Annotated in this window: 11 protein-coding genes; all 11 read left to right on the forward strand. The window is 40.7% G+C overall.

What is annotated here, in order from left to right:
• A complete protein-coding gene (pseG, locus tag CVD28_RS09365; protein WP_101592108.1) occupies nt 1–1044 on the forward strand; it encodes a UDP-2,4-diacetamido-2,4,6-trideoxy-beta-L-altropyranose hydrolase in 1044 nt (347 codons plus the stop codon).
• Complete coding sequence (gene pseI / locus CVD28_RS09370) at nt 1044–2096, forward strand: pseudaminic acid synthase (RefSeq protein WP_101592109.1); 1053 nt, start codon at nt 1044–1046, stop codon at nt 2094–2096. Before pseG ends, pseI begins: the two co-directional genes overlap by 1 nt.
• A 16-nt stretch (nt 2097–2112) precedes the next feature.
• Entirely contained in the window at nt 2113–3054 is a 942-nt protein-coding gene (locus tag CVD28_RS09375) for an SDR family NAD(P)-dependent oxidoreductase (protein WP_101592110.1), read from the forward strand.
• Between the two features lie 27 nt (nt 3055–3081).
• A complete protein-coding gene (pseC, locus tag CVD28_RS09380; RefSeq protein ID WP_101592111.1) occupies nt 3082–4263 on the forward strand; it encodes a UDP-4-amino-4,6-dideoxy-N-acetyl-beta-L-altrosamine transaminase in 1182 nt (393 codons plus the stop codon).
• A gap of 108 nt (nt 4264–4371) precedes the next feature.
• A complete protein-coding gene (gene flaG, locus CVD28_RS09385; RefSeq protein WP_101592112.1) occupies nt 4372–4755 on the forward strand; it encodes a flagellar protein FlaG in 384 nt (127 codons plus the stop codon).
• A 15-nt stretch (nt 4756–4770) separates the two neighbouring features.
• Nucleotides 4771–6681: a flagellar filament capping protein FliD gene (fliD, locus tag CVD28_RS09390; protein WP_101592113.1), complete on the forward strand. Its 1911-nt coding sequence runs from the start codon at nt 4771–4773 to the stop codon at nt 6679–6681.
• A gap of 31 nt (nt 6682–6712) precedes the next feature.
• Nucleotides 6713–7114: a flagellar export chaperone FliS gene (fliS, locus tag CVD28_RS09395; protein WP_101592114.1), complete on the forward strand. Its 402-nt coding sequence runs from the start codon at nt 6713–6715 to the stop codon at nt 7112–7114.
• Nucleotides 7054–7464 (forward strand): hypothetical protein, encoded by a 411-nt coding sequence (locus tag CVD28_RS09400; protein ID WP_142384751.1) that lies wholly within the window; start codon nt 7054–7056, stop codon nt 7462–7464. Before fliS ends, CVD28_RS09400 begins: the two co-directional genes overlap by 61 nt.
• A gap of 307 nt (nt 7465–7771) precedes the next feature.
• Nucleotides 7772–9316 (forward strand): hypothetical protein, encoded by a 1545-nt coding sequence (locus tag CVD28_RS09405; RefSeq protein WP_142384752.1) that lies wholly within the window; start codon nt 7772–7774, stop codon nt 9314–9316.
• Nucleotides 9317–9385: 69 nt separating this feature from the next.
• A complete protein-coding gene (locus CVD28_RS09410) occupies nt 9386–10831 on the forward strand; it encodes an S-layer homology domain-containing protein (RefSeq protein WP_219621190.1) in 1446 nt (481 codons plus the stop codon).
• Nucleotides 10832–10896: 65 nt separating this feature from the next.
• Nucleotides 10897–13206, forward strand: coding sequence for an S-layer homology domain-containing protein (locus CVD28_RS09415; protein ID WP_180954089.1), 2310 nt, complete (start codon nt 10897–10899; stop codon nt 13204–13206).
• Nucleotides 13207–13281 lie beyond the last annotated feature (75 nt).

The raw sequence follows: 13281 nt of genomic DNA on the forward strand, positions 1-13281 counted from the left end.
ATGAATATTTTTATTAGAGCCGATGCTTCCATTGAAATGGGTACGGGCCATATCATGCGCTGTCTGACCTTGGCAGCCTTTTTAAAGGAAAAAGGTGCTGGCGTCCAGTTTATATGTGCCTCAACAATAGGCAATCTGATTGATTACATAAGTCAAGAAGGATATCAGGTACTTGTCATTCCTGAAAGCAATGATAAGTTGCTAGATGCCCTGAATACGATTGAGGCATTGAAGCATCTGAAAGCGGATTTGGTCATTGTTGACCATTATCAGATGGATTGGGTTTGGGAGGCCGAGGTCAGAGAAGCGGGCAACTTTAAGATAATGGTAATAGATGACCTTGCAGACAGAAACCATGACTGTGATTTACTGCTGGATCAAAATTACTTTAAGGCGTACGAAAAAAGGTATGATGAACTGATGCCTAGCGAATGTAAAAAACTGCTTGGACCTAAATACCTTTTGCTTCGGCCGGAGTTTTATCAGGATACAGGAACAGCGCAAGGCATCAGTGCAATTAAAAACATTTTAGTTTTTTATGGCGGATCCGATCCTACAAATGAAACATTAAAATTCTTGGAGAGTCTAAATTTTATAGATTTATCAAGCTTTAATGTACATGTTGTGGTGGGATTATCCAATGCAAATTTGGAATTAATTAAACAATTATGTGGAGAGAAAAATATAAACTTCTATGTCCAAATTAACTATATTTCTGAGTTAATGAGAAAAGCAGATCTGGCTCTGGGAGCTGGCGGCGTTACGATGTGGGAGCGTTGTTTTCTTGGATTGCCTTCCATTGTAACCATAGTCGCTGACAACCAGAAGGAGTCGACGGAAGCGGCGGCTGAATTTGGCGCGGTTTGGAACATTGGATGGCATGAGAATGTGCAAGTTCCTGATCTGGTCGAATCTTTGAATAGAGCACTGGATCGTCCTGAAGAACTTAAGAAAATGTCCATTAAAGCAAAACAATTAATGCAGTCGGACATGCAGTATAATATTCATCCTGTTGTTGAAGCGATTTTGGAGGTTTTAAAATAATGACAGCTACAATTAACATAGAAGGCAAGTTAATAGGACCGGAACATAAGCCCTTCATCATTGCAGAAATGTCAGGCAATCATAATCAATCATTGGACAAGGCGCTGCAGATCGTCGAGGCTGCTGCGGCTGCCGGGGTAGATGCACTTAAACTGCAGACATATACAGCGGATACGATGACATTGGATATTGATGAAGGTGAGTTTTTCATTGATAATCCAGACAGCTTATGGAAGGGCCAGTCTTTATACAAGTTATATCAGCAGGCATACACTCCTTGGGAATGGCATGAAGCTATTTTTACACGCTGCCGGGAGTTGGGGATTATTCCTTTTAGCTCCCCGTTTGATGAAACCGCGGTTGATTTTTTGGAGACATTAGGTGCTCCTTGTTACAAGATCGCTTCCTTTGAAAATATCGATATTCCCTTGATTGAAAAAGTGGCGGCAACCGGGAAACCTGTAATTATTTCTACTGGAATGGCTACGGTTGCGGAATTGGATGAAGCGGTGCGTACCGCCAGAAATGGCGGATGTAAAGATCTGATTCTATTAAAATGTACGAGCACCTATCCTGCGTCACCTGAAAACTCGAACTTATTAACTCTTCCGCATATGAGAGATATGTTCCAATGTCAAGTGGGATTGTCCGATCATACGATGGGGATCGGGGTTGGTGTAGCCAGTGTTGTGCTAGGTGCAACAGTGATTGAAAAGCATTTTACGACTTCTCGTGCCGAGGGTGGAACGGATGCAGACTTCTCGATGGAGCCTGAAGAGATGAAGGCGCTTGTAACAGAAACAGAGAGGGCCTGGCAAAGTCTTGGTAAGATTACATATGGCCCGACGAAGGCTGAGCAGCCATCTTTAAAAGACCGCCGTTCCCTTTACGTGGTCAAGGATATTAGGGCTGGGGAGCTGCTTACAAGGGATAATATCCGAGCTATACGTCCTGGATTTGGACTGGCTCCCAAGCATCTTAAGAAAGTGCTGGGTATGACATCTAAAACAGATTTAAAAAAGGGAACTCCGTTATCATGGGATCTACTTTAAAGGGGAGAGTCAGGAAATGAACATCTTATTAACCGGAGGAGCCGGCTTTATCGGACGGGCTGTTGCGAAACGCTTGCTTGCTGACGGCCATAAAGTGTGGATCCTTGATGATCTATCGAATGGCAGGGAAGTGAATATAGAAGAATTTCGAGACCAGCTGGAGCAGTTCATTATGGGCGATATCAAAGATGAACAACTGCTGGAAAAGCTTTTTAATGAATGTAATTTTGATATTTGTTATCACCTGGGTGCTTCTATCAATGTCCAGGATTCGATTGATGATCCAAGGACCACTTTTAACAATGATACTGTAGGAACTTTCTATATTTTGGAGCAATGCCGGAAGCATCAGGTCAAAGTGGTATTTATGAGCACATGCATGGTTTATGATCGTTGCCTGGATGAAAGTGGCATTTCCGAAACGCATCCAATCAAGCCTGCTTCCCCTTACGCAGGAGCCAAGATTGCGGCAGAAAATATGGTATTGTCTTATTATCACGCTTATGGCCTGCCAACTGTTGTCATCCGTCCTTTTAATACATATGGACCGTTCCAAAAGACAGGCGGAGAAGGCGGAGTTGTGGCAATCTTCATTAAAAAGAAGCTTGCCGGGGAAAAGTTGAGTATCTATGGTGAAGGTATTCAAACAAGGGATTTGCTGTATGTCGATGATTGTGCCGGTTTTGTTGTTCAGGCTGGTTATTCAGATAAGGTGAATGGGGAGATTGTCAACTCTGGCCTCGGCAGGGATATTTCAGTGAATGACTTGGCCCTGTTGGTAGTGAAAGATGAAAACCGGATTAAACATGTCGAACACATCCATCCGCAAAGCGAAATTCAAAAACTTTTATGTAATTATAACAAAGCGAACGAGCTGTTAGGCTGGAGTCCGAAGATAAGTTTAGAGGAAGGCATTAAAAGAACAGAAGATTGGATTAAAACGAGTCACCTGATTTAATGGGTGGCTTTTTTAGGAGGAAGTCCGATGACCTTAGCGATTTTTGGGGGGAAGCCTGTAAGGAATACTTTCTTATCTTATGGGCAGCAATGGATTGATGAAGAGGACATACAGGCGGTTGTTGATACACTAAAAAGCCCTTTTCTTACCCAGGGCCCTGCAATTGAGAAATATGAAAAAGCGGTAGCTGAATACGCAGGAGCTAAATACGCGGTAGCATTTGCCAATGGGACAGCTGCTTTGCATGGTGCCTGCTATGCAGCCGGTATTGGAAATGGGGATGAAGTCGTCACTACTCCGATGACCTTTGTCGCTACTTCCAATAGCGTTTTGTATGTTGGTGGCAAGCCGGTTTTCGCTGATATTGACAATCAGACTTATAATATTTCACCGGCAGCCATTGAAAGGGCTATCACCCGTAAAACGAAAGCTGTAATTGCAGTAGATTACACGGGCCAGCCTGCTGCCCTGCATGAAATTAAGGATATCTGTGCGCGGCTTAATTTGATTTTTATTGAAGATGCCGCCCATTCCCTGGGGGCTACGTACCGAAATGAAAAAGTTGGGTCACAGGCAGATATGACCATGTTCAGCTTCCATCCTGTGAAGCATATTACCACAGGAGAAGGGGGCATCATTGTCACCAATTCTCTGGAATATGCAGATAAACTTAGGCTGTTTCGTTCACACGGGGTTACAAGGGATAACTCGGATGAGGATAAAGGACCTTGGTATTATGAAATGGTTGATCTTGGCATGAACTACCGAATGACCGATATCCAAGCGGAGTTAGGGATATCACAGCTAAGAAAAATCGATTCTTTCGTTAAGAGACGGCGAGATATCGCTGCTGCTTATAACGGCCAATTCCAATCTCTAAAGGAAGTTACGGTGCCCTATCAGGAGGCTGTTTCCGAATCCAGCTGGCATTTATATATGCTCCGTTTGAATTTAGATATGCTGAGAGTCGGCCGGAGAGAAATTTTTGAAGCATTGCGTGCAGAAAATATTGGAGTGCATGTGCATTATATTCCTGTATATTATCAGCCATATTACCGGGAGTTAGGTTATGGAAAAGGTTTATGCCCTGTAGCGGAAAAGTGGTACGAAGAGGCGTTGACCATCCCATTATTTCCAAAAATGACGGACCAGGACGTTGAATCTGTTATTCAGGGGGTAACGAAGGTAATTAAATATTTTTCAAAGTGAAGCGTGGGGCTTTTTTCCACGCTTTTTTACGTTGCAAGAAACTTCGTATTAAAGAGTAACGGTTCATTTCCGATATAACTCATAGGATACTATTAGGAGTTGTTCTAAATGAAAATTGATGATATTTCTTCATCTGTATATTCGGGTAGTTTACTTGTTAAAAAGAATGAAGAATCTGTAAAGGCAGAGCCGTCATCATTAGTTGAACAACAGCAAGAGAATCAACTTAGAAAGAATAATGATGAAAAAGAAGAAAAGAAAGAGTTGTCGAAAGAGGAAGCTGAACACGTTGTAAAAGGAATGAATGAGTTTTTAACACCAAAAATGACCTCTTTGAATTTCGAATTACATGAAAAACTAGATAGATATTATGTAGAAGTTGTCGATGTGGAAACAAAAAAAGTAATAAGAGAGATACCATCAAAAGAACTATTGGATGTATATGCCAAGATGACGGAGTATTTAGGGCTGTTTATTGATAAAAAGCTGTAATTTGGAGGTGTCTAAATGGTAGAGTCTATTCGTTTTTCAGGTATGGCAAGTGGCATGGATACACAGTCCATTGTTGACTCTTTGATGAAGGCGGAAAGAATGCCTTTAGATCGTATAAAGCAAAAAAAGCAAGTGCTGGAATGGCAGCGTGATGATTATCGGGAAATGAATAAGTTGTTAAAAGGTTTTGATACTTACATCTTCGATAATATTTACAAACAGTCAAAAATGCTAACGAGGAGTGCTACCTCTTCCAATACGGATTTTGTCACTGCAACTGCATCGGCTGAGGCAGGGAATGTGTCATATAAAATTGAGAATGTGACGTTAGCGACAGCTGCTAGGAGACAATCGGCTTCGGGTATCTCAAAGGATGCTAATATTGATGGCACTGTGACAACTACTGAAAAAATTGATCCAACGAAAAGTTTATGGTCTCAGAAAGGTAAGTTTGCAAACTCAATAACTTTCGTAGAGGATGCAGAATTTACTAACAACAGTTTTACTGTCCCAAAAGGTGGTGCAACTGAATTCCAATTGACTAAGGGAGCTATTTCTCAGTTACCAGCTGCGATTGATGTTAATAATGTTTCATATTCAGTAGTAGATGGTGCAATGCCAACCCCACCTCCATCAGATGGTGTTAAAAGAGTATATATAAATAGTGATACTGGGAAAATGGTTTTCAGCGAACAGTTGCCTGAAGACAAAACTTTTAGTGTTAGTTTTAAACAAAATAATTTAGTATTTGATATTAAGACATTCAACGAAAGTGGAAGCCCTCAATATAAAAATTTTAAAATTGATGGAACAAATTCTCTGAATAAAATGTTTTCAACAATAAATTCAGCGGATGCAGGTGTTAATCTTTTCTACGATACTAGTTCAGATAAGGTAGTAGCAATGAGAACAGAAACAGGGAAATTTAATACTGCCGTTAGCGGGAAGGAAATGGGTTTTGTCGATGTGACTCGTGCTACTAATGGAAGCATAACGGAGAATGGTAACAATACATTTTTTACAAGTGTTTTGGGATTATCCGATACAGTAGAAGTACCAGGTTCGGATGCTAAATTTACTATAAATGGTTTGGAAACAACACGTAAATCCAACACATTTACTATGAATGATGTTACATTTACCTTGAAAAAAGCTTCAACGACAGATTCAGCAACTATCAATGTCAAAACCGACACAGACTCCATCGTAAAAACAATTAAGGATTTCGTAGACAAATACAATGAATTAATCGGCAAGATTAATGGTGAATTAACAGAAGAGCGGTTTACCACATTTACACCTTTGTCAGATGAACAAAAAGCCGGGATGAAAGAAAAAGAAATCGAACAATGGGAAGAAAAAGCGAAAAGCGGTATGTTGCGCCGTGATATGCTTTTGACAGGCGGTCTTTCTAAGATGCGCATGGATTTGTATTCAGAAGTTACTTCTAATGCCGTAACGCTAACAGATAAGAAATATAATCAGTTATCAGAAATTGGTATTAAAACAACTAAAGATCATTTAGAACGAGGAAAACTTGAGCTTGATGAGGATAAGTTAAAAGCTGCTATTGAAGATAACCCAGAGGCAGTGTACCAACTCTTTATGGCTGACGGGACTGTTGGGCCTGATGGAAAACCAGTTTATGCTGAAAGGGGTCTGGCCCGAAAGCTCCGTGACTCTATAGCTGAAACTATGGGGAAAATTGAAACTAAGGCAGGCAATACGTTTAAAACAGAACACAATTATTCTATGGGTAAAGACCTATTAAGAATGAAAGAAGATATTACTACTTTTGAAGATAGACTAAGATTGAGAGAAAAAAGGTATTGGGATCAATTTAATGCAATGGAAAGTGCCATGCAGAAATTGAATAACCAATCTTCTCAGCTTATGGCTCAGTTGGGTGCAGGAAGTCAAGGATAAATGAAATTTAATATAGAGGGTGAATGGTAATATGAGTATCAACCAACCATTTCAAACATATAAACAAAACTCAGTTAACACAGCACCGCCTGGAGAACTTACATTAATGTTATATAATGGTTGCCTGAAGTTCATTAAACGAGGCAAATTGGCGATTCAGGAAAAAGATATTGAACAGCGTAACCTCAATTTGTTGAAAGCACAGAATATTATTCAGGAACTTATGGTTACATTGAATATGGATGTGGAAATATCAAAGAATTTAATCCAGCTATATGATTATCTTTATCGGAGGCTTATTGAAGCAAACACGAAAAATAGTATTGAGATTCTTGATGAAGTTGAGGATTTTGTCACTCAGTTCAGGGACACATGGAAACAGGCGATGATAAACGCCAAAAAAGCTTCGGCTGCAGAAAGCGTATTGGTATAGTGGAACAATTGGAGCTATTTGTTAAGAAAACGGAACAACTGTTGTTATTGCTTGAAGATGAAAAGTCCTTCGCCGATAGGGAGCAATTTATCAGTCAGGTTAATCAAATAATTGGTGAAAGAGACGATATTATTAATCATCTGCCTAGTCTAGCAACTCTTATAGATAATCAGGTGAGACAGGATATTTTACACAAGGAAACCAGGATTAAGATATTAATATCGGGTTATTTTGATAAAATTAAGAACGATTTAAAAAAATTGCAGCTACAAAAAAGAAAGAATATCGCATACTCAAATCCATATGGGAATTTGTCAGCTGATGGCATGTTTTTAGATAAAAAAAAGTAAAGCTTGCCAATTGTCATAAACCAGCATCTTAAAAAGAGATGACTGGTTTTTCTGCTTAAAAAATGGTTAGTGCCGAAAAAGCACAAAGTATGTTCTGAATTAGAAGACTTAAAAAATTTAAACATTTGACGATATTATCCCTATAAACCACTTTTTAGGAAATTGTATTTTAAAAGTGTGAGTGGTAAAGGAGGCGTCAAAACTGAATAAAAACAGGATCTTTTCTTTTTTTATCCTATTACTTATAGGGTTAGGATTTTTCCATATAGAGAAAGCGGCAGCAAGTACAGTGATGAAGGGTTCCTTCGTGGATGCAACGTACGAGGATGTACGTATAGACGATGAAGTAACTGAGAAAAGGTTAAAGTCCATTACGATTAAGAATTCCCAAGGGAAGACAACTACTCTGCCAATTGACTTGAATGCTAGCTTTACTGTTGATACTATTCCTACGACGATTGATGCTTTTAAGACTGGGATGGAAGTTGAGGCTGTTGTAGATCTCCGCAGGGTGAAGGCGCTGAGTGGAAAGTCGGGGGAGTATGCCGGGGAGCTTTCTGATGATAAGGAAGTTGAAAGCGGCATTGTGACCAAGATTGACCCAAATGGAAGATTCCTATCTATTAAATTAGATAATGGGAAATCGAAAACGTATAGTATCGATGGCGGGACAGAGGTATTTAAAGGGACGACTCTGGTTGATTTAAGCGTATTATTTGAGGGAGACCGGGTTAAGCTCTCTTTTTCAGAATATGATACGAGCTTTATTAGTTCCATAGAAGTTATCGCACAGGGGATTAAGATAGAAAATCTGCATAAGGCAACGATTTACCGTATTGATCCGGTGCGAAATACGCTTATGGTGAAGAATGAGAAGGTGTTTCGGGACTGGAGATGGCAAAATAGAAGCGTTACCGGTTCTTATACATATTCAGCTAAAACACCTATATATGTAGGAAATAAGCAGATTAGCAGGGATCGTATCCGCTTCTACGCTAACAATGAGGTTTATTTTGCAACTGTAAGCCAATACGGCAAGCAGGCGATACAGCGTATAGTAATCAAATCAAATTTTGAGCGTACATATTATGAACCTTTGCGTTCGGTTAATTTGAAGTACAGAACATTGGGGTTATGGAAGAGCGGTTCTATTCCATTTCATAATGGAACGATCCTGATCCGAAACGGCAGACTAATAGATTCGAATAGTCTGGCTGCTTATGGTACTGCATTCGTGGTAACAGGCGGAGCCCAGAAAAGCCAGTATGCCAATATTATTCATGTTACAAACGATGGCTTCCAAAGTCCGAACTTAACTAATCATACCATTTATTTTGGGCAAATCAGCCAGGCTAATAACTATCAGCTTACGTTAAAAAATACAAAAAAATTAACGAATAACTTCTGGCAGGACAGCGCAGCAGCTGCTCTATCATTCAGTGATGATACAATTGCTGTCAGGGATTTTAGTACGTCCACTTTATCGCTTGTCGCTAAAAATGAAATGGATAATCAAATAGGAAGCTACGGTTATTTCTATGTTTTTAATAACACAATCGTGGGAGCCCATATAATCGGAACAAGCAGCGCGCGGGCACAGCTTGTATCTGTCGGCCGGATTGATTTGGTATCTAAGGGTGCCGGAAATGTTGATATGATAAAAGTCCGTAATGTAAGCCAGTGGCAAAACGGCGCCTGGGTTGAAGCTCCGTATATCTCAAGCATGAATATTGAGCAGGCTACAATTATTCGCGAAGGGAAGGTTATTACTCCTGAGGATCTGAATCCAGGCGAACGGGTCTACCTTCTGCATGAATCATTGGTAAAAGGCCGTGTCCTATTGGTTAATTAGATTTCAGAATTGATCTGGTTTTTGAATATATTAAAACACCGGTTCCTAACGAATTTAGGAAGACACAAGATGAAAGGAACGAACATGACTAGACCTTTTGCATCCTTACCCAACAAACTCTATTTATCTTTTCTTGCTTTCATAATCGCCCTTTTAAGCCAAGTCACACCAGCAGGGGCGACTCCACCCGACTTGAATGGCGGAGTCAATAATGAATATACCTATGAAGAATATGTGTTTTTAAGAGGTACGCCAGAACGGTTCAGCGGAAAAGTTACCAAGACGGAAAGTGAACAAACAGACAAAAAAACAACAACATACCGTTTTACTTTAACAGGTCCAACGGCAAAGGATAAACTTACCCGTTCTGTAAGCTATGTTACCGATGTGAAGGAACGGCTGGATAAAGGACAGACAACCACCCAAACAACGGTAAAAAGCTATAGTGAAAAAATCACATTTGATAAAAAGACGTTTACTTTAGATGATTATCAATTATCTCATGGTGTTATAAGTGACAACCGTCCTGCTTCAGACTATTATTCTGGAAATATGGTGGGCAGGAAGATTTACAAAACAGATAATGATACGATTACAGTTCATTTTAGCGGCCGGAATGTAGGATATGAAAACTTTTGGGGGGCTACGGAAACCCAAATCATTGACTATGAGATGGTTTCAAGCCAAGGGACTGCCTTAATCACAAGTAAAGTATCGGACAGCAAGACAAAAACGATGAAGTATGAACCTCATGATCCGTCATTATCCAGCTTTACCGGCGGACATGCTGTGATTAGCCAGCGTAACATGATCGGTGAGTATACTTATGACATCCCTTATGCAGCCGGCACTGGAACTGTAAATGTCGGTCAGGAAATGGTTCCGAAAATTGAGCGTCTTATTGTGCCGAAATTCCGTGACCTGGCCAAGCATTGGGCAAAGGAAGATATTGAAAAGTTATACTCTTTAGGTATTTTTGATGAGAAAAGCAGCTTCTTCTCACCTAATACACCTATGAACCGCTATAAGTTTACAGTCGGCGTTTTAAAAGCTGCCGATGTACGGGTACTGGAACCGCCTAAAAATACACGTGCGCCGAGAAAACCGGTTTATGCAGATCTGGATGTTAAAGACCCTGACTATCTCTATATAGAAAGTGCGGTCCAAAAGGGAATCACAAAAGGTGTCACTGCAACTAAATTTATGCCAAAAGGTTCGTTAACAAGGGCGCAGGCCGTTACGATCCTTATCCGCGCTTTAGGATTGGAACATCGGGCACCTACTCCAGGCTATAAAACCAGCTATGCTGATAACAGCAGAATCCCGAATTGGGCAAAGGACAGCGTTTATGTAGGTACAGAAATCGGGCTGATTTACGGAGATACGAAGGGACGTTTCAATCCTAACCAGACGATGACCAGAGCAGAAGCATCTTTGCTGATTATCCGCTACCTTAATTTCCTTGAAAAAGACTTACAGCAGAATTACCGCGATGATATGTTGTTTTTTGAATAACAGAAGGCCCCCTTTATCCGGGGCTTTCTTTTTGACTAAGTTTTTTTAGAAAAAGGATGATTGAAATGAATGTAATCAGAAATAAAGCGCTCGTACGTGTACTTGTATTGCTAATCCTATTTTCTACTTTGGCCAGCCATGCCAGCGCAAACCAATTTAAGGATGTCAAGGCTGACCATTGGGCTTATCCATCCATTGAGTGGGCTGCCAAAAAAGGGCTGGTTAGTGGTTATAAAAATGGTACGTTCGGGCCCCAGAAGGTTTTAACCGAAGCAGAGTTTATTGCGATGCTTATACGCTACGACTGCAGTACGAACAAGGGGAGCCTAACGGCACGGCCTGGTGAGCATTGGTCTTCCGGCAATTATCGCTATTTTCAAAAGAAAAATATTCCATTAAGAGGTTATTCCAATAGTACACTGCGTGATAATGCCATCACCCGCGGACAGGTAGCGCGGATAGTCGCTGCCCTCGACGGCAAGGATTTAACTGAGCCTTATGCTGTGCAGTACATGTATACCAAAAATTTATCCAGCGGCATGACAGGCAAGAAGGATTTTAAGGATTATGGTGCTGGGAAGTATTTAACACGTGCCGAGGCAGCTGTATTTTTAAACAGGCTGTCAAAACGCGTTGCTTGCAGCTTCAGTGGTCTAAATGGACCGGCTGATGGAAGTGACAATAGCCTGTACACTCCATTACCGCCTAATTTTATGGGTGATGGCACAGTTTATTTTCCGGAGCCTCAAAGCCCTCCGGTAGTAAAGCAGCCACAGCCAACTAAAGATTCCCGACTGGCAGATCTGGATATTGAAAAAGGTACCCTGATTGCGAACGGAAAGGATAAGTCTTTTGTTACACTGATGCTCAAAGACTGTTATGGAAATCCGATTTCGAATGACGAATCTCTTTCATTTCAGGTGTCTTCAACCGCTGGAGCTGTCATAGAAGGAGACTGGGGAAATGATTACTATAAAGATGACTTTATCGGTTCGCAGATACGTGCATCCAGTTATTCGACAGCTGCTTACACAGATGGGCCGGAATTAACGGTTGAAATAACCGCTCCACAATCAAGCACGGTTCAACAAGATACGCTTTCGTTTCAGGTAAACCCGTATAGCGCGAATGTTAACATGTCTTGTTACCGAAATCCTGTAACCGTTCCGGTGAATTATGTTCCAAAGGCTGAACTTAGGATTGAAACGAGTGAAAAAATCTCTGCAGACGGAGTAACCACCACTCAGGTATATGCTACAATCGTGCGTCCAGGAGGACAGACAATCACCGATTATAATGGACGGGTACGTTTCCACTCAGCTTATGGAGCTTATTTTTATAACCTGGAAGCAAGCTTTTACAATGGAGTGGCAACAACAACTTTAAGATCTGTCCAGTCATCGCAGCCAATAACGGACCAAATTTCTGCTGAGTTTGTTCAAGCTGATCCCCGTTATAACGATATTGTGGCCCCGCTCCTGACTCAAGTTCACAGCACGGATATACTCTATGATTCAGGCTTGAATGCTTCGTGTCCAATCGGGGACACTGAAGTTGCATTCATCATTGACTCCTCAGGAAGCATGAGGAGAAACGACCCTGAAAGATTAAGGGTATCAAAGTCTCAGGAGTTAATTACTGAATTAAACGCAAATACTAATATTGCCTCACATTTTAATGGGAATGGAATGTGGCTTAGCGGACCGGGTTCCGCAGCAATTGTCAGCTCATCATTATATAATGTCTTCCAATCGGGCGGAACGAATATTGGGGAAGGACTAGAAGAAGCATTTAGCCGCTTTTCATCCACTTCAAATTCAAAAGTTGCAATTTTGATAACGGATGGCCGATCAAGTGAGAGTAAGATTGTTAATATGATTCGGGAAGCTCAAAATAAAAATATTAGAATCTTTACGATTGGACTTGGTGAGAAAAAGCAGCTAAATGAAGCTTTATTGCAAAGAATGGCTACAGAAACGGGCGGTGCATATTTTCATGCCCAAAAGAATACCGATATCGGTGGAGTTTATCAAATGATTCTAAATGAAATCGCCTGTGGTGTACCAAGTCCTGGCTGTTCACAATCAAGTTTGGTTTTTTCTTCACCTGCAATTGAAAAAACGAGCGAGGAATTCTTTATGCGTACATTCATTAATGACAATTGTGGCGATATAGCAAGAGTCGTTGTCCGGTTTAATGCACCTGACGGAGACGTGGATTATGATTTAATCCCTCGGGGACAAAACTTTTATGCAATAGAAAAAGGTAATTATGAAATATCTAATCTTACATTACAAGCGGGAGGAACATTCCTTGCCTATAATGACCAAGGAACATTGGTCGGGCAAATCCGGGTGCCCCTTCTAACACAATAATTTTCTGCCTTCAGATTTGTATTCAACCAAATCTGGAGGTTTTTTATTTGAGTGAATTGTTTTAGTTCACCATTG

The sequence above is a fragment of the Bacillus sp. M6-12 genome (assembly GCF_002860285.1).
In the GTDB taxonomy this organism is placed as follows: Bacteria; Bacillota; Bacilli; order Bacillales; family DSM-1321; genus Peribacillus.

Excerpts from the sequence above, each read along its gene's own strand:
- fliS (WP_101592114.1), top strand. The coding sequence starts at position 6,713 with ATGAGTATCAACCAACCATTTCAAACATATAAACAAAACTCAGTTAAC.
- flaG (WP_101592112.1), top strand. The coding sequence starts at position 4,372 with ATGAAAATTGATGATATTTCTTCATCTGTATATTCGGGTAGTTTACTT.
- pseC (WP_101592111.1), top strand. The coding sequence starts at position 3,082 with ATGACCTTAGCGATTTTTGGGGGGAAGCCTGTAAGGAATACTTTCTTA.
- fliD (WP_101592113.1), top strand. The coding sequence starts at position 4,771 with ATGGTAGAGTCTATTCGTTTTTCAGGTATGGCAAGTGGCATGGATACA.
- CVD28_RS09410 (WP_219621190.1), top strand. The coding sequence starts at position 9,386 with ATGAAAGGAACGAACATGACTAGACCTTTTGCATCCTTACCCAACAAA.
- pseG (WP_101592108.1), top strand. The coding sequence starts at position 1 with ATGAATATTTTTATTAGAGCCGATGCTTCCATTGAAATGGGTACGGGC.
- CVD28_RS09375 (WP_101592110.1), top strand. The coding sequence starts at position 2,113 with ATGAACATCTTATTAACCGGAGGAGCCGGCTTTATCGGACGGGCTGTT.
- CVD28_RS09415 (WP_180954089.1), top strand. The coding sequence starts at position 10,897 with ATGAATGTAATCAGAAATAAAGCGCTCGTACGTGTACTTGTATTGCTA.
- CVD28_RS09400 (WP_142384751.1), top strand. The coding sequence starts at position 7,054 with ATGGAAACAGGCGATGATAAACGCCAAAAAAGCTTCGGCTGCAGAAAG.
- pseI (WP_101592109.1), top strand. The coding sequence starts at position 1,044 with ATGACAGCTACAATTAACATAGAAGGCAAGTTAATAGGACCGGAACAT.